The sequence below is a fragment of the Nonomuraea phyllanthi genome (genome assembly GCF_006334985.2).
Lineage (GTDB): Bacteria > Actinomycetota > Actinomycetes > Streptosporangiales > Streptosporangiaceae > Nonomuraea > Nonomuraea phyllanthi.
Genome location: NZ_VDLX02000005.1, coordinates 299,173 through 318,970 on the forward strand (window position 1 = coordinate 299,173; position 19,798 = coordinate 318,970).

Genomic DNA, 19,798 nt, shown 5'->3' on the forward strand with positions numbered 1-19,798 from the left:
ATTCCCGTACGTCCCGGGCGACGTCCGCGTCCAGGACCGCCAGGACCCGCGGATCGAAGGCCCACGTACGCGCTCATCCGCCTGGCCGCCACCTGTGTGTGCGGCTCCGACGTGTGGCCGTATCGCGGCATCGCGCCCGTGGACGGGCCGACCCCGATGGGCCACCAGTAGGCCGGCGACCAGGCCACCACGGTCAGGCCGGGCCGGTTCGCGGTCGGCTCGTTCTTCGCCTCCGACAACACCAGACGTCCTGCGTCAACCGGGAGATCCGGTCCGCCGGTTCCTGCCGGAGCTGATCGGGCTGGTCTGGGAGCGGGAGATCGATCCCGGCAGGGTGTTCGCCCTCACCCCGCCCCTGGACCGGGCGGCTCCTGGCCGGGCGACGGCCAGATGCCGCGGAGCGGTCGCATGCCCTCCTCGACGTAGCCGGCGATGGGGCGGTCGCCTCCGTCGAGATACCACTGCTCGAGCGCGGCGAAGTAGCCGAAGGCGAGGGCGTTCGCGAGCACGCGGGCCTGCGTCTCCGTCAGCCCGCCGCTCGCCGCGATCAGGGGGGCGATCCGCTGGCCGGCGCGGTCGAGCGTGCCGCAGACGGCCGTGCGCACCGACGGCTCGGCGAAGAAGTAACGGACCCGGCGCCAGGGGCTCCGCTCGGTCCGGGAACGCCCGGCCCCGGAACCATCGGGACCGCCTGAACCATCAGGGTTGCCGGAACCATCGGGACCGCCGGAACCATCGGGATCACCGGAACCAGAGGCGGGTTCAGGGCCGGATTCGTACGCTCGCACGGCCCGCAGCAGGCTCCCGACGGGATCGCCGGGATCCAGGACGTCCTTGAGCGCCTCCGGGCTCATGCTGTCGAACTCGACGTCGGCGACCACGATGCCCTCCTTCGTGCCGAAGAAGCGGTACACCGACGACGGCGAGACCTCGGCGGCGGCCGCGATCTCCTCGATCGTGACGGCGGTGAACCCCTTCTCGTCGAACAGGTCGAGGGCGCGTTCCTGGATCGTGCGCATGGCCTTGAGTCGCCAGCGTTCGCGAAGCCCGCTCATGCGGCCAGCCTAACAGGAAGTCACTCCCAACAGACATTGACTGTCTGAAAACAGCGACGTACAGTCACTGTCTCAAGAAAGTGACTGTCTCAATCGGGCGAGTGGCCCGACCGAGGCTGGAAGGACTCATGTCATGACGACGACGAAGCAGAGATCACGCAACGGCGGAGCCCTGGCGGCGATGTACGTCGGGATGGGGCTCACCGTGATCGCCGCCCTCTTCCCGTACGTCGACCGGGCGACCACGACCGTGCTGGCGGACCATCTCAGGGCGGGCTATCCCGCCTACGGGCCGGACATGATCGACGCCGGCGTCACCGCGTACCTGACGATCCTGTCGATCGTCGGCGCGCTGGGCCTGCTCGGCTGGCTCGGCACCGTGTGGGCGGCGCGCGCCGGCAAGAGGTGGGCCTCCTGGCTGGCGGCCGTGCTGCTCGTGGTCGCGGCCTGCTTCGCGATCGCCGCGCTGACCATCCAGGACACCTCGGGTGATGTCGGGCTCGCGCCGCTGCTGGGCTGGCTGCAGGTCCTCCCGTGCGTCGCCGGTCTCGCCGCGGTCACGTTGCTGTGGCGCCGCGCGAAATGACCGACCGCGAAGCGGCCGGCCCGGAAGCGGCCGGCCCGGAAGCGGCCGGCCCGGAAGCGGCCGGCCCGGAAGCGGCCGGCCCGGAAGCGGCCGGCCCGGAAGCGGCCGGCCCGGAAGCGGCCGGCCCGGAAGCGGCCGATCCCGAACCGGCCGATCGCGAAAGGGCCGACCGCGAAAGGGCCGGCGTAGGGAGCGTGGTGTGGGGCGCCGGCCGTGCCGTCCTGCGCGGGGTGGGGGCGCTCAAGCGCGCGATGTATCGGGGCGGGCGGCCCGGCGGGCTCATGCGGCTCCTGAACCGGCTGGACGCCCTGATGTACGGGGCCCGGTGGCTGCCGCTGTCCCGGACCGCCGTGCTGAAGGTGGCCGGGCGCCGCAGCGGGGCCATCACCTCGGTCCCGGTCGCGGTCACCCGCCACCGCGGCGGTGAGTACCTCGTCTCGATGCTCGGCCCGGACGCGAACTGGGTGCGCAACGTCCGGGCCGCCGGCGGCAGGGCCGTGCTCCGCCGCCGGGGGAGCGAGCAGCCGATCCTGCTGAAGGAGATCCCGCCCGAGCACCGCGCCGAGATCCTGCGGCGCTACCTCGCCGTCGCGCCCGGCGCGCGGCCGCACCTGGGGCTGAGCCCGGAGTCGCCCCTGCCGGAGTTCCGCCGGATCGCGGCGGCTCATCCCGTCTTCCGCATCCGCCCCGCCGGAGGCGACGGCCTTCAGGCCGGGCAGGTGCCGCCGTCGTAGTAGGACAGGACCATCTCCACCAGCGCGGTGACGTCCGACTCGACCATCGGCTCGCCGGTCATGCCCATCCGGTGCAGCAGCGCCCCGACGACGACGTCGATGAAGAACAGGATCCGGCTGTCGGGCTCGCCGAGCGCGTCCCGGAGCGCGAGCCGGTACGGCTCCTGCAACCGCCCGGCCAGGATCACGCGCAACTCCGGGTCGCTGACCGCGTCGCTGAACACGCCCGCGAACGCGTCGCCCACCCCGGGCTCGCCGACCTTCGCCGCGATCCAGCGGATGGCCGAGGCCATGAGCTCGGCCCGGTCGGTGCCCTCCAGCGGCACCGGGCCGAACGCGTCCAGCAGGCAGTCGACGACGAGCGCGCCCTTGGTCGGCCAGCGGCGGTAGATCGTCGTCTTGGCGACGCCGGCCGCGGCCGCGATGCGGTCGACGGTGGCCCGCGCGTAGCCGAGCTCGTGCACCGTGCTCAGCGTCGCGGCGAAGACCTCGGCGGTGACGCCGGCGCGCGGGCGACCGGGCGGCCTGCCGGATGTGGGCGATGTCATGCGCACACGATACCGATTTACGCTACCTTAGGTATCGATACCTCTAGTAGCGAAACTCCCATCACGAGAGGACGTGTCGTGCAGAAGTCACTCGATGCCACCCGGCTGGACGCCGCCATGAAGAACGTCCACCGCGCGGGGATGCCCGGACTGTTCGCCGAGGTGCGCGACGGCGACCAGGTCTGGCGCGGCGCGGCCGGGCTCGCCGACGTCACCACCGGCCGCCCCATGACCGCCGGCCTGCGGCACCGCGTCGGCAGCATCACCAAGACCTTCACCGCCGCGGCCGTGCTGCGGCAGGTCGAGAGCGGCCGGATCGGGCTCGACACGCCGATCGGCCACTACCTGCCGCGGCTCGTCCCCGGGGAGCGCGGCGAGTCGGTCACGGTCCGGATGCTGATCAACCACACCAGCGGCTTCCCCGAATACCTCCCGTACGCGTACCCGTCGCTCAAGGCGTTCCCGGTCCTGGCGGACACCACGCCCGAGAGCCTGGACGACAACCGGTTCAGGCACTTCGACCCGGACGAGCTGATCGGGATGGGCGTCGGGGCGCCCCCCGTCAACGTGCCGGGCGGCACTCCGGGGGTGTACTCCAACACCAACTACCTGCTCCTCTGCCGGCTCCTGGAGCACGTGACCGGCACCACGGCGGCGGAGTACATCACGAAGGACGTCATCGAGCGCGCCGGACTCCAGGACACCGAGCTCCCGGACGGACCCGAGGTCGACGGCCCGCACGCGCGGCTCTACGAGTCGTGGTTCGGCATGATCGACCCGCCGCGCGACTACAGCGTCTTCGACATGTCCTGGGTCGGTCCGGCGGCCTCCCTGATCTCGACCGTCGCGGATCTCAACCGCTTCTTCGGCCTGCTGCTCGCCGGCGAGATCGTCGACCCCTCGTCGCTGGAGCAGATGCGGCGCACCGTCCCGGTCATCTCCTTCGAAGGCAAGATCATCGACTACGGCCTCGGCCTGATCAAGAAGGAGATCCCCGGTCACGGGACGTTCTGGGGCCACGACGGCTCCGTCTGGGGCGGCGGAGCGGTGTCCATGACGCGCGCCGACGGCGAGCGGCAGATGTCCGTCGCGGTGAATCTGCAGCGGTGGAACACCCTCGACGCCTCCGGCAAGCCGCAGCCCCACCCCATCGACGGCGCGCTCGCGGCCTTCCAGCAGCTGGCGATGTGCGGTGAGGCGGAGGAGCCTTCGCGGGAGGAGCGGTGAGGGCCGTTCAGCGGGCGAGCAGCTCGCGAAGCGCCCGCACGACCTGCTCGGGGGCCTCCTCGGCCATGAAGTGGCCGCAGGAGACCGTCGCGTGCCGCAGGCCGGGCGCCCACGCGCGCCACAGCTCGGCCGCGTCGTAGCCGAGGGCGGCCCCCCAATCCTGCTGGAGCACGGTGACCGGCATCCGCAGGCGGGTGCCGGCCGCCCTGTCGGCCTGGTCGTGCTCGACGTCGATGCCGGCCGAGGCGCGGTAGTCGGCGACGATCGAGGGCACCGCCTGGCGGCAGGCGTCCAGGTACGCGGTGCGGACGGCGGCCGGGACGGCCCCGGCGTCGCCGGCCCAGGCGTCGAGGAAGTGGCCGAAGAAGGCGTCCGCGCTCGCGGCGATCATCCGTTCCGGCAGGCCGGGGGGCTGCGCCATCAGATAGAGGTGGAAGCCGACGGCGGCCTCGCGCCCCCGCATCACCTCCCACATGTCCACCGTCGGCAGCACGTCCAGGCAGGCCAAGTGGGTGACGGCCGCCGGGTGGTCGAGGCCGGCGCGGAAGGCGACCAGCGCGCCCCGGTCGTGCCCGGCCAGCGCGAAGCGCTCGTGCCCCAGCGCGCCGGCCAGGGCCACGACGTCGGCGGCCATGGTGCGCTTGGCGTAGACAGCGGGACCGGTCTCGGCGGGCTTGTCGCTCGCGCCGTAGCCACGCAGGTCGGGGCAGATCACGGTGTGGTCGGCCGCCAGGTCGGCGGCGACGTGCCGCCACATCAGGTGGGTCTGGGGGAAGCCGTGCAGCAGCACGATCGGGCTGCCCGAGCCCGCGACGGCCACGTTCAGGGAGACGCCCTCGGCGACGGGGACCCGCCGGTAGTCGAAGCCGGCGATGGCAGAGGTCATGATGGTCCTTTTCCTTCGGTAGATGCCCAGGTGCTCCAGGCTGCCGGGCGCGAATGAGCATCCGATGAGCGCGCTACCGTGACGGAGGGCGGATACCGGGGAAAGTGGTCGGGGTGCGGGTCGGATTCGGGGTGCTCGGGCCGGTGACGGCCTGGAACGGCGCTGGAGACGCGATCGAGTTGAAGGGGCCGCGGCACCGCGCGGTGCTGGCCCGGCTGATCGTCGCCCGCCGCCGCGTCGTCCCGGTCACCCGCCTGGTCGAGGACCTGTGGGAGGACCCACCGCCGGGCGCGGTGGCCGCCCTCCGCACGTTCGTGGCCGCGCTGCGCCGCGCCCTGGAGCCGGAGCGCCCGCCCCGCGCCCCGGCCCGCCTGCTGGTCACCGAGGGGCCGGGCTACGCGCTGCGCGCCGGCCCCGACACGGTGGACGCCTGGCGCTTCGAGCAGGCGGTGGCCGCCGCCGCGACGCTCGCGCCCGCGGACGCGCTCGTACGGCTGGCCGAGGCGCAGGAGTGGTGGCGGGGGCCCGCCTACGCGGAGTTCGCCGAGGAGCACTGGGCCCGCGCGGAGCGTTCCCGCCTGGCCGAGCTGCGGCTGCGGGCCGTCGAGCGCCAGGCCGAGGCCCGCCTGGCCCTGGGGCGGGCGGCCGAGGCGGTGCCTGACCTGGACGCGCACGTGGCGGCGCACCCCTGGCGCGAGGACGCCTGGCGGCTGCTGGCGCTCGCGCTGTACCGGACCGGCCGCCAGGGCGACGCGCTCGCGGTGCTGCGCCGGGCACGCGAGCTGCTGGCCGAGCACCTCGGCGTGGATCCGGGCCCGCCGCTCCGCCGGCTGGAGGCCGACATCCTCCACCACGCCGATCACCTCGACGCGCCCCCCGGCCCGGCCGAGGCGGCGGCCCGCGTGTGGGCGCGGGCGGCGGCCGTCTACGACAGCACCGTGGCGTCCGGGGCGCGGGCGCGGCTGGAGTCGACGGTGGGCCTGCTGCGCGGCCTCGCGGTGACCGGGGGAGGCGGCCTGGAGGCCGCTCGCGAGCACCGCATGGCGGCCGTCACGGCGGCCGAGGAGCTGGGCGACGCCGAGCTGACCGCGCGGGTGATCGGCGCGTACGACGTACCGGCGATCTGGACCCGCTCGGACGACCCGCAGCAGGCCGCGAGCATCGTGGCGGCGGCCCGGCGCACCCTGGCCGCTCTCCCGCCCGGCGTGCACGAGGCGGCCAGGGCCCGCCTGCTCGCCACCATCGCCCTGGAGTCGCGCGGCGACCGCACCGATCACGGCGCGCGGGCCGCCCGCGAGGCCGAGGAGATCGCCCGCCGCCTGGACGACCCCGCGCTGCTGGCCTTCGCGCTCAACGGCGTCTTCATGCAGGCGTTCCACCGCGCGGGGCTGGCCCCGCGCCGCGACGAGATCGGCGCCGAGCTGATCGCCCTGTCCGCCAGGCACGGGCTGACCACGTTCGAGGCGCTCGGGCACCTCATCCAGCTCCAGGCCCGCAGCGCGCTCGCCGACTTCCCGGCTGCCGACGTCCACGCGGCCGCGGCCGACCGGCTGGCCGAGCGCCACGAGCTGCCGCTGCTGGGGGTCTTCACCCGGTGGTACCGGGCGCTGCGGCTCGACGCGACCGGACGCGCCCCGGTCGGCGAGGTGGAAGCGGCCTACCGGGCCGCCGCCGCGCGGCTGGACGGCGCCGGCATGCCCGGCCTGGAGCACGGCCTGCTGCCGCTCGCGCTGCTGTGCCTGCGCCTGCGGCACGGGCTGCCCCCGCCCGCCGTTGATCGCGCGGCCTGGGGCCCGTACGAGCCGTGGACCCGCCCCCTGCTCCTGCTGGCCGGCGGCCGCGAGGCGGAGGCGGCGCGGGCGCTGCGCGAGGCCCCCGATCCGCCACGCGACCTGCTGTTCGAGGCCACATGGTGCCTGATCGCCCGCGCGGCCGTCGCCGTCGGCGACCGCGAGACCATGGAGCGCGCCCGCGCCGAGCTCGCCCCCGCGGCGGCCGAGCTGGCGGGGGCCGGCAGCGGCCTCCTCACCCTGGGCCCGGTCTCCCGGCACCTCGCCGCCCTCCGCCCGGCCCGGTAGCCGCCGTACCGGACGCCCGGCCCGGTAGCCGCCGTACCGGATCGACCCTCCCCCCGGGGGAGACCCCATCCTTGATGCCGACGGCCGGCGAAGGAGAGCAGGACGACGTATGACCATCGTTAAGGACATCGAGGCGCGCGGCACGCACCACTGCGAGACCACGGCGCTGGGCGTGCTGCTGCGGCACGAGGGGCTCGACCTGTCCGAGCCGATGCTGTTCGGGCTGGGCTCCGGCCTGTCCTTCATCTACTGGGACAGCAAGGCCATGGCGTTCCCCTTCCTCGGAGGGCGGGTCAAGCCCTTCGAGCTCACCAGGAACCTGGCCGCCAGGCTGGGGCTGACCCTGCGGGTCGAGGAGACCACCTCGGCGCGCAGGGCGTGGGAGAACGTGGCCGCCCCCATCGACGCCGGCCGGCCGGTCGGCCTGCAGCTCGACTGCTACCACCTGGAGTACTTCCGCTCCCAGGTGCACTTCGGCGGCCACGTCGTCGCGATGTACGGCTACGACGAGCACGACGCGCACCTCGTGGACACCGGCCGGCAGGGGGGAGCGGTGCGCACCAGCAGGGACAGCCTGGCCAGGGCGCGGGCCGAACGCGGCCCGATGACCGCCAGGAACCGGTCCTTCACCATCACCCTGCCGGAGCGGCCGCCCCGCTGGCAGGACCAGATCGTCCCCGCCATCGAACAGTGCGCCGGCGCCTTCCTCGCCGCCCCCATCGCCAACCTCGGCCACCGCGGCATCGAGAAGGCGGCGCGGAAGGTGCCGACCTGGCTGAAGCGCACCGATGACCCGCGGCACGACCTCCCGCAGGCCGCCGTCCTCATGGAGGACGCCGGCACCGGCGGCGCCCTGTTCCGCGCCCTCTATCGCGACTTCCTCGGTGAGTGCGCCGAGCTGGTCGACGACGGCGCCCTGCGCACCGGCCACCGGCTGTACGGCGAGGCCGCCACCCTGTGGACGGAGGTGGCCACCCTGATCACGAAAGCCGGGGAGAGCGGCGACGCCAGGCGGCTGGAGCAGGCCGGCGCCGTGCTCCGCGACCTGTCGCGCGTCGAGAGGGAGGCCATGGAGGCGCTGCGCCGTTTGCAGTCCCCGCCACCGGCGTGATCATTATGGTGAGGGGATGCACTTACCTCAGGCCGCGGTCCTGGCTCTCAGCATGCTGGGCCCGCTCACCCTCGTGCCATCCCCCTCAGCCGCCGCCGCCCGTGACGGCATCGCCCCCGTGGCCGACACGTACGTCGTGACGGAGTCGCCCGGCAGCACGTACGGATCGGCCACCAAACTGGCGGCCTCCAACTGGAGCACCCCCTGGCACAGCCAGGCGTACCTCAGGTTCTCCGTGCCCGCCCCGCCCGCCGGCCGGAGCATCGCCTCGGCCCGGCTGGAGCTGCTCTATCAGAAGACCACCCAGCAGGCGTCGGTCACCGAACTGCACGCGGTGGCCGACAACACCTGGCCCGAGTCCATGACGTACACGGACCGCCCCGCGCTCGGCCCCGTCGTCGCGACCGTGACCCTGCCCGAGGCCGGCGCCACGAGCCTGTCCTTCGACGTCTCCGGCACGGTCCGCACGGCCGGCACGTACTCCTTCGCCATGACCAACCCGACCGCCCAGTCGGCCACCGTCGTGCACTCCCGCGAGGCCGGCGACCTCGGCCCCCGCCTCGTCGTCACCTACACCCAGCAGGCGCAGCCGACCCTGTGCGGGGCCTCCTTCATCCAGGAGGGCAGCGAGACCTACCAGCAGGCGCTGGCCCGCGAGGACGCGCTGTTCGGCGGCCTGAAGGCGGTGCGCGTCTTCTACGGCGGCCTGCCGCAGAGCTGGCCGGGCAAGCTGGACGCCGGCGGGCGGCCCATGGTCATCTCGTTCAAGGCCAGCCCCCGCGACATCATCGCCGGGACGCACGACGCCGCCATGCGCGCCTGGTTCCGCGGGGCGCCCGCCGGCCAGGACATCTACTGGACCTTCTACCACGAACCCGAGGACAACATCGCGAAGGGCGAGTTCAGCGCCGCCGACTACCGCGCCGCCTGGCAGCACCTGACCGCGCTGTCCCGCGAGGCGGCCAACCCCCGCCTGCGCGCCACGCTGATCCTCATGGGCTGGACGGTGGACCCTGCCTCGGGCCGCGACTGGCGCGACTACTACCCGGGACGCGGCGCGCTCGACGTGCTCGCCTGGGACATCTACAACTACGACTCGAAGGCCGCCAAGGGTGAGTACCTCGACGCGGGCTTCCTGCTCGACGCGAGCCTCGCCGTGAACCGGGCGGAGGGCCTGCCGTACGGGGTGGCCGAGCTGGGCAGCCACATCGCGGCGGGCGACGACGGCACCGGCCGGGCCGCCTGGCTGAGCCGGATGACCGCCCACCTGAGCGACAACGACGCCCTGTGGGCCCTGTACTTCGACATCGACTGGTCCAGCGGCGACTACCGCCTGCGCGACCCGGACGGCCGCGCCGTCTGGACCGCCTTCTGCGCCTGACCCGCTCCCGCTGACGGCCGCCACGGCACCGGCCCGCCAGGCCGGGTGCCGTGCGGCGGCGCGAGCGCCTACAGCCTGGCGCCGACCATGAGGGCCAGGTCGATGAGGCGGTTGGAGTAGCCCCACTCGTTGTCGTACCAGCCGACGACCTTGACCTGCGAGCCGAGCACGCGGGTGAGCTGGGCGTCGAAGACGCACGAGGCGGGATCGGTGACGATGTCCGTGCTGACGATCGGCGCCTCGGTGTAGGACAGCAGCCCCTTGTACGGCCCGGCCGCCGCCTCGGCGTACGCGTCCTTGACCTCCTGCACCGTCGTGGGCCGGCGGGTGGTGACGGTCAGGTCGGTGACCGAGCCGGTCGGGACGGGCACCCGCAGCGCGAAGGCGTCGAGCCGGCCCCGCAGCTCGGGCAGCACCAGGCCGATCGCCTTGGCGGCGCCGCTGGAGGTCGGGACGATGTTGAGCGCCGCCGCGCGGGCCCGGCGCAGGTCCTTGTGCGGGCCGTCCTGGAGGTTCTGGTCCTGGGTGTACGCGTGCACCGTGGTCATCATCCCGGAGTCGATGCCGACCGCGTCGTGCAGCACCTTCGCCAGCACGCCGAGGCAGTTGGTCGTGCACGAGGCGTTGGAGATGATCGTGTGGCGCTCCGGGTCGTAGGCGTCGTCATTCACGCCCAGCACGATCGTGACGTCCTCGCCGCTGGCCGGGGCCGCGATGACGACCTTCTTCGCGCCGCCCGCGACGTGCGCGCGGGCCCTGGCGGCGTCGGTGAAGACGCCGGTCGACTCGATCACCACGTCCACGCCCAGTTCGCCCCACGGCAGGTTGGCCGGGTCGCGCTCGGCCAGCACCTTCACCGTCGCGTCGCCGGCGCGGATGGCGCCCGGCTCGGCGGCGACCTCGCCGGGGAACCGGCCCAGGACCGAGTCGTAGGCCAGCAGATGGGCCATGGTCGCCACGTCGCCGAGGTCGTTGACGGCGACGATCTCCAGGTCGGCGCCGCGCGCGGCGGCGGCGCGGAAGACGTTGCGCCCGATCCGCCCGAAGCCGTTGATGCCAACGCGAACTGTCATGAGTGCTCCTAGCGTCGCGACGCCCCCTCTCGGGGCGCCTGCCATAACATCATAAGTACCTTATATAAATGCACGATATATCCTCTCTGGCATGGACCCCACCCCGGACGCTCTCCCGGACGACGACCTGGACGTGGACGCCTTCACCACGGCCATCGAGAGCTTCAACCGCTTCTACATCCGGCTGCCGACGCTGGAGAAGCTGTCGTTCACGACGCTGTCGGTGCTGGACACCCTCGCCTCCGCCGGCGGCCCCATACGGCTGACCGACCTGACCAGGACCGAGCAGGTCAGCCAGCCCGGCCTCACCCAGCTCGTCACCCGGCTGGAGCGCGACGGCCTGGTCGAGCGCCGGCCCGACCCGAGCGACGGGCGCGCGGTGCTGGTGCACCTCACCGAGGCCGGCCGCCAGGTGGGGCGCTCCCGGCACGCCGACCGTACGCGCCACCTGGCCCCGCTGATCGCCCGGCTGAGCCCCGAGCAGCGGCGCGCCATCGCCGGGGCGCTGCCCGCCCTGACCCGCCTGGCCGAGCTCGGGCGCGCCCGGCCGTCCGGGTGACGAGGGGCGGGACGGCCGGCAGGCCACCGGCGCGCGCCGTCCGCTGATCACGAGAGCCGGCCACGCGTGTCCACCGAACGGTGGACACGAACTGTCCACCGGTCGATGGTGCCGCGGCGGCCGTACACCGACGACGATCGAAGCATGACACAGACAGCGGTGAAGGTCCGCGGCCTGGCCAAGCGCTACGGCGACGTGCGGGCCGTCGGCGGGATCGACCTCGACATCCGCCAGGGCGAGGTCTTCGCGATCCTCGGGCCGAACGGGGCCGGGAAGTCCACCACGGTGGAGATCCTGGAAGGCTACCGCACGCGCGACGCGGGCGAGGTCAGCGTGCTCGGCACCGACCCCGGCCGCCCGACCCGCGCATGGCGGGCCAGGCTCGGCATCGTGCTCCAGACCGCGAACGACGCCGCCGAGCTGACGGTACGCGAGACGGTACGCCACTTCGCCACGTACTATCCCGACCCGCGCGACCCCGACGAGGTGATCGCCAGGGTGGGGCTGGAGGAGAAGGCGGGCAGCCGGATCCGCCAGCTGTCCGGCGGGCAGCGCCGCCGGGTGGACGTGGCGCTCGGCATCATCGGCCGGCCCGAGCTGATCTTCCTCGACGAGCCGACCACCGGGTTCGACCCCGAGGCGCGCCGGCGGTTCTGGGAGCTGATCGACAGCCTGGCCCACGACGGCACCACCATCCTGCTGACCACCCACTACCTGGACGAGGCCGAGGCGCTCGCCGACCGCGTCGCCGTGATCGCGCGGGGGCGGATCGCGGCCGAGGGCGAGCCGGCCACGCTGGGCGGCCGGGCCGCCGCCAAGGCCACCGTCGCCTGGGCCGAGGACGGCGTGCGCAGGACCGTCAAGACCGACGAGCCCACCAGGACCGTGGCCGAGCTGTCCCGCCGCTTCGACGGCGAGATCCCCGAGCTGACCGTCACGCGCCCGACCCTCGAAGACATCTACCTCGACCTCGTCCAGGGAGCCACGCATGAGTGAGAGCACCACGGCCGCCGTCACGGCGGACACCGCCCGGCGGGGCGGCGGCGAGCTGCCCTCGGCGCTGCGGATCGGGTGGGCCAGAGCGGTCGTGGAGACCAAGATGTTCTTCAGGGAGAAGGACTCGGCGATCTTCATCTTCGCCTTCCCGATCATCATGCTGATCATCTTCGGGACGATCTTCTCCGGGCAGTTCGAGGGCACCGGGGTCACCGTCTCGCAGGTGTACGTCGCCGGGCTGCTCGGTGCCGGCGTGATGACGGCCTTCCAGAGCCTGGCCATCGGCATCGCGGTGGACCGCGAGGACGGCACGCTCAAGCGGCTGGCGGGCACGCCGCTCCCGCGCTCCTCCTACTTCATCGGCAAGGCCGCGCAGGTCCTGCTCTCCTCGGCCATCCAGGCCGTCCTCCTGCTGGCCATCGGCTTCGCCTTCTACGACCTGCCCGTCCCCGCCGACGCCGGCAGGTGGATGACCTTCGCGTGGGTGGCGCTGCTCGGCATCAACGGCTCGGCGCTGCTGGGCGTGGCCGCGAGCAGCCTGCCCCGGTCGGGCAGGAGCGCGGCGGCGGTGGTCACGATGCCGTTCGTCGTCCTGCAGTTCATCTCCGGCGTCTACATCCCGATCTCCACGCTTCCCGAGTGGTTAGTGCGGATCGCGTCGTTCTTCCCGCTGAAGTGGATGTGCCAGGGGTTCCGGTCGGTCTTCCTGGGGGACGCGGGCCTGTCCCTTGAGGTGGCGAAGTCGTACGAACTGGACCGGGTGGCGCTCGTCCTGGGAGCCTGGGTCCTTGGAGGCTTGGTGCTGTGCCTGACGACATTCCGCTGGAAGAGCCGGCGCGACGGATGACCGCGGCCGGGCCCGCGGAGGCGGCCGGGCCTGTGGGCGGGGCCGGGCCTGTGGGCGGGGCCGGGCCTGTGGGCGGGGCCGGGCCGCACGCGTGGGAGCGGTGGCCCGGCTGGGACGTGATGCTGGTCGCCTCGGTGACGATCCCCACGGTGTTCGTCCTGCTGAGCGGCCGGCCGGCGGCGGACAAGGCCGTCGTGGCCGCGCTGCTGCTCGCCATCATCCCGCTGTACGTGTTCGTCGGGCGCCCGGCGATCCGGCGCGACGACCGGGGACCCGCGATCGTCTACCTGGTCCTTCTGGTGGCGCTGTTCACCCCGGCGGTGTTCGTCGCACCCGACGCGTCGTTCGCGCTGTTCGGGCTCTGCCCGCAGTGCTTCATGGCGCTGCCGCACCGGCCCGCGCTGGTCGGCGTGGTCGCGCTGAGCCTGGCCCCCGCGATCCGCTTCGTCGCCGTCGACTGGGACGAGAGCACGGCGTTCAACCTCCTGACCGTCGCCGCGATCACGATCTTCTTCAGCGTCGTGTTCGGCGACTGGCTGGAGCGGATCACCAAGCAGAGCCGGGAACGGGCCGAGCTCATCGCGGAGCTGGAGGCCAGCCGGGCGGAGGTGGCGCGGCTGTCGGCCGAGCGCGGCGCGCTGGCCGAGCGCGAACGCCTCGCCGGCGAGATCCACGACACCCTCGCCCAGGGCTTCACCAGTATCATCATGCTCGTCCAGGCCGCCCAGAAGCAGCCTGACCCGGCCCGGCACCTGGCGCTGACCGTACAGACCGCGCGGGAGAACCTCGCCGAGGCGCGGGCGCTGATCGACGCGCTCAGCCCGGCGCCGCTCGACGGCTCGTCCCTGGACGAGGCGCTGCGCCGGATCACCACCAGGGCCGGCGACGAGCTGGGCATCGAGGCGGCGTTCGCGGTGACGGGCCGCTCCCGCCCGCTGCCGCCGCGGACCGAGGTGGTGCTGATCAGGTCGGCCCAGGAGGCGCTGGCCAACGCCCGCAAGCACGCCGCCCCGGCGTCCGTGGCCGTCCACCTCGAGTACGGTGAGCGCGACGTCGCCCTGCGCGTCAGCGACGACGGCGGCGGCTTCTCGCCCGGATCCGTCGCCGGCACCGGCGGCTACGGCCTGCGGGCGATGCGGCAGCGGGCCGAGCAGGCGGCGGGCGCCTTCGAGGTGCGCAGCGCCCCCGGACAGGGGACCCAGGTGACCGTACGGCTGCCCGCGGAGGAGAAGGCGTGATCACGGTGCTGCTGGTCGACGATCACCCGGTCGTGCGGATGGGGCTGCGCGGCATGCTGGAGGCCGACCCGCGGATCACGGTGGCCGGCGAGGCCGGCTCCGGCGACGAGGCCGTGGCGCGGGCCAGACAGCTGGCCCCCGACGTCGTCCTGATGGACCTGCGCATGCCCGGCGGCGACGGAGTGAGCGCCACCGCCCGCATCCTCGCCGAGCGGCCGGAGAGCCGGGTGATCGTGCTGACCACGTACGAGAACGACCAGGACATCGTGCGCGCGGTCGAGGCCGGCGCCGCCGGCTACCTGCTCAAGGACACCTCCGTGGCCGACCTCGTGTCCGCCGTCGCCGCCGCCCACCGCGGCGAGACGGTCCTGTCGCCCTCCGTGGCCACCAGGCTGGTCGGCCGCATGCGGGCGCCCGCGGCCGAGACGCTGTCGCGGCGCGAGACCGAGGTGCTGGCGCTGGTGGCCAGGGGGCTGACCAACGCGGAGATCGGCAGGCGGCTGTTCATCAGCGAGGCCACCGTCAAGACCCACCTGCTGCGGATCTTCGGCAAGCTCGGCGTCTCCGACCGCACGGCGGCCGTCACCACCGCGCTCGACCGGGGCCTGCTCCCGCCCCTCAACCGAACCCCCGGCCACTCACCCTGACCCGGTGGGGCCGAGCCACCGGGCGAACCACGCCCGGGTGCGCCGGAGCACGTCGAGCTGGTGGCCCCGCTCCCGGATCACGTGGCCCTCGCGCGGATAGACGACGAACTCGTGCTCCACCCCGAACCGGCGCAGGGCCCGGTGGAAGTACACCGCCTGGCCGACCGGCACGTTCGTGTCGTCCTCGCCGTGCAGGATCAGCACCGGCGTGCGGACCCTGGAGGCGTACGAGATCGGGCTGACCCGGTCGTGCGGATGCGGCCCCGGCCCCTCCCAGCCGCAGCTGCCGCCGAGCCCCGCCTCCAGAACCCCGGCCTCGCCGGTCGCGACCAGCATGCCCCAGTCGCTGATGCCGGCGCCCATCAGCGCGGCCTTGAACCGGCCCGTCTGCCCGACGGCCCAGGCCGCCATGAACCCGCCGTGGCTCCACCCGCCGATCCCCAGCCGGTCGGGATCCGCCACGCCGTCGGCGACCAGCAGGTCGATCCCGCTGACGATGTCCGCCCATTCGTCCTGACCGACCGCCCCCGCCACGGCCGAGGCGAAGGCGTGACCGTGGCCCTCGCCACCCCGCGGGTTGGGCAGGAACACCGCGAACCCCGCCGTCGCGAGCCACTGCCCGGACGGGATGGCGCCGAGCGTGAACTGGTCGGCGTGCCTGGCGTACGGACCGCCGGGCACCAGCGTGCCCAGCGGGAAGGGCCCGTCCTCCCGGCCCTTGCCGGCCGGCAGGATCACCAGCCCGTCGAGCCCGAGCCCGTCACGGGCCCGGTAGGACAGGCGCTCGCGCACGCCCCACCTGACCTCGCGCAGCTCCGGCCTGGTGTCGCTGAGCCGGGCGAGTGGTCCGGCGAGCGGTCCGGCGTGGACGTTCACCGGCTCGTACGACGTGCTCACCAGCGCCGCGACGGCCTCGCCCGTACGGCTCGCGGTGAGCGCCCCGGCCCATCCCGCCACGGGTGACATCCGCCGGAACCGCCCCTCCCGGGGATCGAGCCGGTACATCGCGCTGTCGAGCCCTTCGGCGAACAACGCCAGCGGCGGCCCCTCCGCGACCTGCGCCAGCGCGGTGGGGCAGACGTCCATGCCGAGCGTCAGATTGCGGTGTTCATCCGCCTCACCCACGCCGAGCGTGAGATTGCGGTGTTCGCCCGCCTCGCCCACGATCAGGTCGAAGACGGCGCGACCGCCCACCGGGCCGGGCGGGGTCTGCGCCAGGTAGCCCAGGTGCCAGCCGTCGTCCGCGCGCCACCAGACCGGCGAGGACGCCTCAGGCGCGGTCCGGCCCAGCCGCGTCGCCTTCCCGGTCTCGAGGTCCACCAGCCACAGCTCGGAGCCGTCGGCGACCGGGTCGAGACCGGAGGAGGGCCGGGCGAGCACCGCGAGCGGCCCGCCGTCAGGACGCTGCGCCAGCTCGGCCACGTGCCTGTCGCCGAGCCCCGCCACCAGGTCCAGCTCGCCGGTCGCCAGGTCGAGCAGGCGTAACCGGGCGCGGGACGGCCGCTCGCCCCACACGATCGCGTCGTCGCCCTCGGCGGCCCGCCTGCGCTCGTCCTCCACGTCCGGCTCGTCGGCGGCCACCACCGCGACCAGCCGGCCGCCGGCCGGCGGAAGGAAGCCGGAGATCCCGCTCTCCCAGGCCGTCAGAGCCTCCGCCGCCCCGCCGTCGAGGCGGATCCGATGCAGCTGCGCGGTGCCCCGCCGCGTACGGTCCGACAAGAAGAAGAGCAACCCCGGATCTTCCGCCCATCGGGGGAGGACGTCGTACGCCGCGCCCGAGGTCAGCCGCCTGGGCGGCGTGCCGCCGTCCGTGGCGGCGACCCAGATCGCGCCGGCCGGATGCTCCCGCGCCCGGCCCATCGGCGTCACCGTCCAGGCGACGTGGCGGCCGTCCGGAGAGATCGCCGGATGCAGCGGCACGGCGCCGTCCACGATCAGCTCCGGGGTCACTTCACGCATCAGGGCCGTCCTCTCCTGTCACCGACCGCACGGCCCGCGCCGCCGTCTCCGTCGTCGCCGATCATGCCGCACGGCCGCTCGCGGTAGGCGAGGATCACGGCCGGATGCTCCACCGGCATTCAGCGCGGCCTGTCCGTGGGCTGGTTCGAGAGCCCTTCTCAGGCCAGTGGTTCGACCGTGCCGCGCTCGGCGTCCACCCTGATCCGGTCGCCGTCGCGCGGCCGCATGGTGGCGTTGGGGGTGCCGACCACGGCCGGGATGCCGAGCTCGCGCCACGATGGAGGCGTGGAAGCCGGACGTCCGTGCCGGTCCGATGCGGTGGCGGGCCGCCCCCGGTCATGTTCGGAGTCGGTACGGGGCGAACGGATCGTCGTAGCGGGCCCAGGCCGCGGCACCCGGCAGCAGGTCGCCCTGGCCGATCATGCAGGAGTCCAGCAGGCCGCAGATGCGGGCGCGGTCGATGCCGGGCCCGGTGAAGACGAGGTGCTGGACGCGGTCGCCGATGATCGGGTTCCAGTCCAGGGCGGCGGCGGCCCGGCGGGCCGGGGAGACCAGGTCCCAGGCGGCCTCGGGCAGGGCCGCGAGCCAGGGGCCGGCGTCCGTCACGGAGATCGCGCCGGCGACGGCGTCCCAGGCCAGCATCCGTTCGTGCCGGTTGGCCGGCCAGAAGCGGCCGCGGGAGCGGACCGTGGTGGTGACGAGCTCGTCCATGACGTCGAACAGGCGGCCGGGGTGGAGCGGGCGCAGGCGGTGCCAGACGACCGTGGTGACCTCGCCGGTCTGCCTGTCGGCGGGGAGCTGGGCGGTGGCCGGGTCGACGCGTGCGGCGAGTTCGTGGACGTCCAGCCCGGCCACGGTGGTCTCGGGGGTGGTGACGATCGGCGTGTGCGGCGCCAGGTGGCCCAGGACGGCGGCCGCCAGGTCGGCGTCCTCGGGGTCGCCCTCGTGCAGGGACAGGCTGGTGGCGTACTCGATCTGGCGCACCAGCACGCCGGCGAGGTGGCGTCGATCGCCGGCTGCCGTGGCCTGGCCGGACCCGGCCAGCCGGTCGCCCCGGCAGATGTCCACCGGCAGGTGCCGGGCGTCCAACGCCGCGTGCACGCAGGCCAGGCGGAGCCGGCCGGTGCGGGCCAGCGTCTCGGCCACCGGGCGCGGCTCGATCGAGTCCCAGAGGTCGATGACCAGCGGCGACGCGCCGGCTGCCGGCCCGGCGAGCATGTCGAGAAGATCTTCGCCGATGGTACGGGTGGCATCGCCGCGGGCGTCTCCCACCCCGGTACGGTCCAGGACGCCGGAGGCGTCGCGGACCACGCGCTCGACCCGGCCCGCGGCGACGGCGTGATGGATCGCGACGGCTCTCGGGTGGCGGCGCAGCAGCCGATCGACCGTGGCGGCCCGGGCCCTGCCGTACAGACCGCAGACCAGGGCAACGGGGACGGGCTCGTTCATGCGCTGGGGCGCGAGGCGTAGGGGAGCAGGGCCATCTCGCGGGCGTTCTTGACGGCTCTGGCGATCATGCGCTGCTGCTGCACGGTGACGCCGGTGACCCGGCGGCCGCGGATCTTGCCCCGGTCGGAGACGAACGTGCGCAGAAGGTTGACGTCCTTGTAGTCGACCCGGTCGACGTTCAGCAGGCGGTTGGGCTTCTTGCGCGGGGTGCGGCGGGTCTTCACGCGTTCTCCTTGATGAGGACGGGGGCGAACGGGTCGTCGTAGCGGGCCCAGGCGTCCATGCCCGCTTCCTCCTCCTCCGGGGTGAGCAGGCAGGAGCCGAGCAGGGCGTGGAAGCGGTCGGTGTCGAGGCCGGGCCCAGTGAAGACGAGGTGCTGGACGCGGTCGCCGTGCTCCGGGTCCCAGGCCAGGTCGGCGGCCAGGCGGCGGGCCGGGGAGACCAGGTCCCAGGCGGCTCGGGGCAGCGCGGCCAGCCAGGGGCCGGCGGCCTCGACGGAGACGATGCCGGCCACGGCGTCCCAGGCCAGCAGCTCGCTGGGGTGGTTGGCCAGCCAGAAGCGGCCGCGCGAGCGTACCGACTCGGTCACCAGCTCGTCGACGGCCTCGAACAGGCGTCCCGGGTGCAGCGGGCGGCGGCTGCGCCAGACGGTCGTGACGATCTCGTCGGTCTGAAGATCGCCGGGGAGCTGGGCGGTGGCGGGGTCCACGCGTTCGGCCAGTTCGCCGGTGCACACCGTGGCTCGGGCGACCGGAGGGAGGGCGCCGGCGCCGTGGACGGGGGTGAAGGGCGTGAGGTGGGCGAGCACCCGCAGCGCCAGCTCCCGGTCGTCCTCGTCGCCGCCGTGCAGCACCAGGCCGGTCGGGTATTCGAGCTGCCGGGCCAGCACCTCGGCCAGGTAACGCCGGTCACCGGCGGCCGCGGGCCTGCCGATCTCGGTGAGGCGCTCGCCGCGGGTGATGTCGTCGGGCAGGGCCGCGGCGTCCAGCGCGGTGAGCACCGCGGCCAGGCGCAGGACCTCCCGTGCCGCGTCGCAGTCGATGGCCTCGGCCACGGAGCGGGGCTCCACCGAGTCCCACAGGTCGACGATCAGCAGGGTGGCGGTGGGGGCCAGCGTGACGAGCCGGGGCAGGAGGTCCTCGCGCACGGTGCAGGTGACGCAGCCGTGCGCGAGGCGTACCTCGGCCGTGTCGAGTACGCCCGTGGTGTCTCGAACGGTGCGGCGCACGCGGCCGTGGGTGACGTGGCTCAGGTCGTGGTGGATGGCGAGTGAGCCGGGATGTTCGGCGAGCAGCCGGTCGACGGCGGTGGTGCGGGCGGCGGCGTGCAGGCCGGCGACGAGGACGACGGGGGTGGGCAAGGAGCCTCCCATTTCCGAAATGAAAACCGTTGTCGTTATCATGGCATACCACCGCAAGTGGAAA

General features: G+C 73.8%; 19 protein-coding genes and 1 pseudogene. 11 read left to right on the plus strand and 9 right to left on the minus strand.

Annotation, left to right across the window (positions count from 1 at the left end; translation table 11 throughout):
- Positions 1-344: 344 nt before the first annotated feature.
- Positions 345-1,055 carry a TetR/AcrR family transcriptional regulator gene (locus tag FH608_RS15680; RefSeq protein WP_139631221.1) on the minus strand — a complete coding sequence of 237 codons (711 nt, stop codon included), beginning with the start codon at positions 1,053-1,055 and terminating at the stop codon, positions 345-347.
- Between the two features lie 133 nt (positions 1,056-1,188).
- Between FH608_RS15680 and FH608_RS51470 the strand changes: the two genes are divergently transcribed.
- Together FH608_RS51470 and FH608_RS15695 are read left to right on the plus strand one after the other, a co-directional pair.
- A complete protein-coding gene (locus tag FH608_RS51470; protein WP_226899568.1) occupies positions 1,189-1,641 on the plus strand; it encodes a hypothetical protein in 453 nt (150 codons plus the stop codon).
- Positions 1,638-2,375 carry a nitroreductase family deazaflavin-dependent oxidoreductase gene (locus tag FH608_RS15695; protein WP_226899569.1) on the plus strand — a complete coding sequence of 246 codons (738 nt, stop codon included), beginning with the start codon at positions 1,638-1,640 and terminating at the stop codon, positions 2,373-2,375. The genes FH608_RS51470 and FH608_RS15695 overlap by 4 nt, the downstream gene beginning before the upstream one ends.
- Here the strand turns inward: FH608_RS15695 and FH608_RS15700 are convergent.
- Positions 2,348-2,923, minus strand: a complete 576-nt coding sequence (locus FH608_RS15700; protein WP_139631222.1) for a TetR/AcrR family transcriptional regulator — start codon at positions 2,921-2,923, stop codon at positions 2,348-2,350. The two genes, FH608_RS15695 and FH608_RS15700, sit on opposite strands and share 28 nt — an antisense overlap.
- Positions 2,924-3,001: 78 nt before the next feature.
- On the opposite strand from FH608_RS15700, the gene FH608_RS15705 reads away from it, so the two are divergent.
- Positions 3,002-4,150, plus strand: coding sequence for a serine hydrolase domain-containing protein (locus tag FH608_RS15705; RefSeq protein ID WP_226899570.1), 1,149 nt, complete (start codon positions 3,002-3,004; stop codon positions 4,148-4,150).
- A 7-nt stretch (positions 4,151-4,157) separates the two neighbouring features.
- Here the strand turns inward: FH608_RS15705 and FH608_RS15710 are convergent, their stop codons facing one another.
- Positions 4,158-5,036, minus strand: coding sequence for an alpha/beta fold hydrolase (locus FH608_RS15710; protein ID WP_139631223.1), 879 nt, complete (start codon positions 5,034-5,036; stop codon positions 4,158-4,160).
- A 113-nt stretch (positions 5,037-5,149) separates the two neighbouring features.
- Here FH608_RS15710 and FH608_RS15715 point away from each other — a divergent pair, with 113 nt between their 5' ends.
- From FH608_RS15715 to FH608_RS15725, 3 genes are all read left to right on the plus strand, one after another.
- Entirely contained in the window at positions 5,150-7,114 is a 1,965-nt protein-coding gene (locus tag FH608_RS15715; protein WP_139631224.1) for an AfsR/SARP family transcriptional regulator, read from the plus strand.
- A gap of 109 nt (positions 7,115-7,223) precedes the next feature.
- Positions 7,224-8,225, plus strand: a complete 1,002-nt coding sequence (locus tag FH608_RS15720; protein WP_139631225.1) for a BtrH N-terminal domain-containing protein — start codon at positions 7,224-7,226, stop codon at positions 8,223-8,225.
- A 16-nt stretch (positions 8,226-8,241) separates the two neighbouring features.
- On the plus strand, positions 8,242-9,606 hold the full coding sequence (locus FH608_RS15725; RefSeq protein WP_139631226.1) for a CBM96 family carbohydrate-binding protein: 1,365 nt from the start codon (positions 8,242-8,244) through the stop codon (positions 9,604-9,606).
- 68 nt (positions 9,607-9,674) lie between these two features.
- On the opposite strand, the gene gap is transcribed toward FH608_RS15725, so the two are convergent.
- Positions 9,675-10,679, minus strand: coding sequence for a type I glyceraldehyde-3-phosphate dehydrogenase (gap, locus tag FH608_RS15730; RefSeq protein WP_139631227.1), 1,005 nt, complete (start codon positions 10,677-10,679; stop codon positions 9,675-9,677).
- Between the two features lie 91 nt (positions 10,680-10,770).
- Between gap and FH608_RS15735 the strand changes: the two genes are divergently transcribed.
- From FH608_RS15735 to FH608_RS15755, 5 genes are all read left to right on the plus strand, one after another.
- Positions 10,771-11,238 (plus strand): MarR family winged helix-turn-helix transcriptional regulator, encoded by a 468-nt coding sequence (locus FH608_RS15735; protein ID WP_139631228.1) that lies wholly within the window; start codon positions 10,771-10,773, stop codon positions 11,236-11,238.
- A gap of 144 nt (positions 11,239-11,382) precedes the next feature.
- On the plus strand, positions 11,383-12,234 hold the full coding sequence (locus FH608_RS15740; protein ID WP_193318440.1) for an ABC transporter ATP-binding protein: 852 nt from the start codon (positions 11,383-11,385) through the stop codon (positions 12,232-12,234).
- Positions 12,227-13,081 carry an ABC transporter permease gene (locus tag FH608_RS15745; protein ID WP_139631229.1) on the plus strand — a complete coding sequence of 285 codons (855 nt, stop codon included), beginning with the start codon at positions 12,227-12,229 and terminating at the stop codon, positions 13,079-13,081. The genes FH608_RS15740 and FH608_RS15745 overlap by 8 nt, the downstream gene beginning before the upstream one ends.
- Positions 13,039-14,319 carry a sensor histidine kinase gene (locus tag FH608_RS15750; RefSeq protein WP_139631230.1) on the plus strand — a complete coding sequence of 427 codons (1,281 nt, stop codon included), beginning with the start codon at positions 13,039-13,041 and terminating at the stop codon, positions 14,317-14,319. The genes FH608_RS15745 and FH608_RS15750 overlap by 43 nt, the downstream gene beginning before the upstream one ends.
- A complete protein-coding gene (locus FH608_RS15755) occupies positions 14,316-14,966 on the plus strand; it encodes a response regulator (protein WP_139631231.1) in 651 nt (216 codons plus the stop codon). The genes FH608_RS15750 and FH608_RS15755 overlap by 4 nt, the downstream gene beginning before the upstream one ends.
- Here FH608_RS15755 and FH608_RS15760 read toward each other — a convergent pair.
- The 5 genes and pseudogenes from FH608_RS15760 to FH608_RS15780 form a co-directional block, all read right to left on the minus strand.
- A complete protein-coding gene (locus FH608_RS15760) occupies positions 14,958-16,925 on the minus strand; it encodes a S9 family peptidase (protein ID WP_139631232.1) in 1,968 nt (655 codons plus the stop codon). The genes FH608_RS15755 and FH608_RS15760 overlap by 9 nt on opposite strands.
- Before the next feature lie 158 nt (positions 16,926-17,083).
- Positions 17,084-17,176 carry a hypothetical protein gene (locus tag FH608_RS54365; RefSeq protein ID WP_394367681.1) on the minus strand — a complete coding sequence of 31 codons (93 nt, stop codon included), beginning with the start codon at positions 17,174-17,176 and terminating at the stop codon, positions 17,084-17,086.
- An 85-nt stretch (positions 17,177-17,261) separates the two neighbouring features.
- Positions 17,262-18,374 (minus strand): GTP-binding protein, encoded by a 1,113-nt coding sequence (locus tag FH608_RS15770; protein ID WP_139631234.1) that lies wholly within the window; start codon positions 18,372-18,374, stop codon positions 17,262-17,264.
- Positions 18,371-18,598, minus strand: coding sequence for a 30S ribosomal protein S18 (gene rpsR, locus FH608_RS15775; RefSeq protein ID WP_139631235.1), 228 nt, complete (start codon positions 18,596-18,598; stop codon positions 18,371-18,373). Before rpsR ends, FH608_RS15770 begins: the two co-directional genes overlap by 4 nt.
- A gap of 98 nt (positions 18,599-18,696) precedes the next feature.
- A pseudogene (locus FH608_RS15780) lies at positions 18,697-19,776 on the minus strand (CobW family GTP-binding protein); the annotation flags it as partial.
- Positions 19,777-19,798 lie beyond the last annotated feature (22 nt).

Excerpts from the sequence above, each read along its gene's own strand:
- FH608_RS15700 (WP_139631222.1), bottom strand. The coding sequence starts at position 2,923 with ATGACATCGCCCACATCCGGCAGGCCGCCCGGTCGCCCGCGCGCCGGC.
- FH608_RS15740 (WP_193318440.1), top strand. The coding sequence starts at position 11,383 with ATGACACAGACAGCGGTGAAGGTCCGCGGCCTGGCCAAGCGCTACGGC.
- FH608_RS15770 (WP_139631234.1), bottom strand. The coding sequence starts at position 18,374 with ATGAACGAGCCCGTCCCCGTTGCCCTGGTCTGCGGTCTGTACGGCAGG.
- FH608_RS15745 (WP_139631229.1), top strand. The coding sequence starts at position 12,227 with ATGAGTGAGAGCACCACGGCCGCCGTCACGGCGGACACCGCCCGGCGG.
- FH608_RS51470 (WP_226899568.1), top strand. The coding sequence starts at position 1,189 with ATGACGACGACGAAGCAGAGATCACGCAACGGCGGAGCCCTGGCGGCG.
- FH608_RS15720 (WP_139631225.1), top strand. The coding sequence starts at position 7,224 with ATGACCATCGTTAAGGACATCGAGGCGCGCGGCACGCACCACTGCGAG.
- FH608_RS15710 (WP_139631223.1), bottom strand. The coding sequence starts at position 5,036 with ATGACCTCTGCCATCGCCGGCTTCGACTACCGGCGGGTCCCCGTCGCC.
- gap (WP_139631227.1), bottom strand. The coding sequence starts at position 10,679 with ATGACAGTTCGCGTTGGCATCAACGGCTTCGGGCGGATCGGGCGCAAC.
- FH608_RS15695 (WP_226899569.1), top strand. The coding sequence starts at position 1,638 with ATGACCGACCGCGAAGCGGCCGGCCCGGAAGCGGCCGGCCCGGAAGCG.
- FH608_RS15725 (WP_139631226.1), top strand. The coding sequence starts at position 8,242 with ATGCACTTACCTCAGGCCGCGGTCCTGGCTCTCAGCATGCTGGGCCCG.
- FH608_RS15760 (WP_139631232.1), bottom strand. The coding sequence starts at position 16,925 with ATGCGTGAAGTGACCCCGGAGCTGATCGTGGACGGCGCCGTGCCGCTG.
- FH608_RS15735 (WP_139631228.1), top strand. The coding sequence starts at position 10,771 with ATGGACCCCACCCCGGACGCTCTCCCGGACGACGACCTGGACGTGGAC.
- FH608_RS15680 (WP_139631221.1), bottom strand. The coding sequence starts at position 1,055 with ATGAGCGGGCTTCGCGAACGCTGGCGACTCAAGGCCATGCGCACGATC.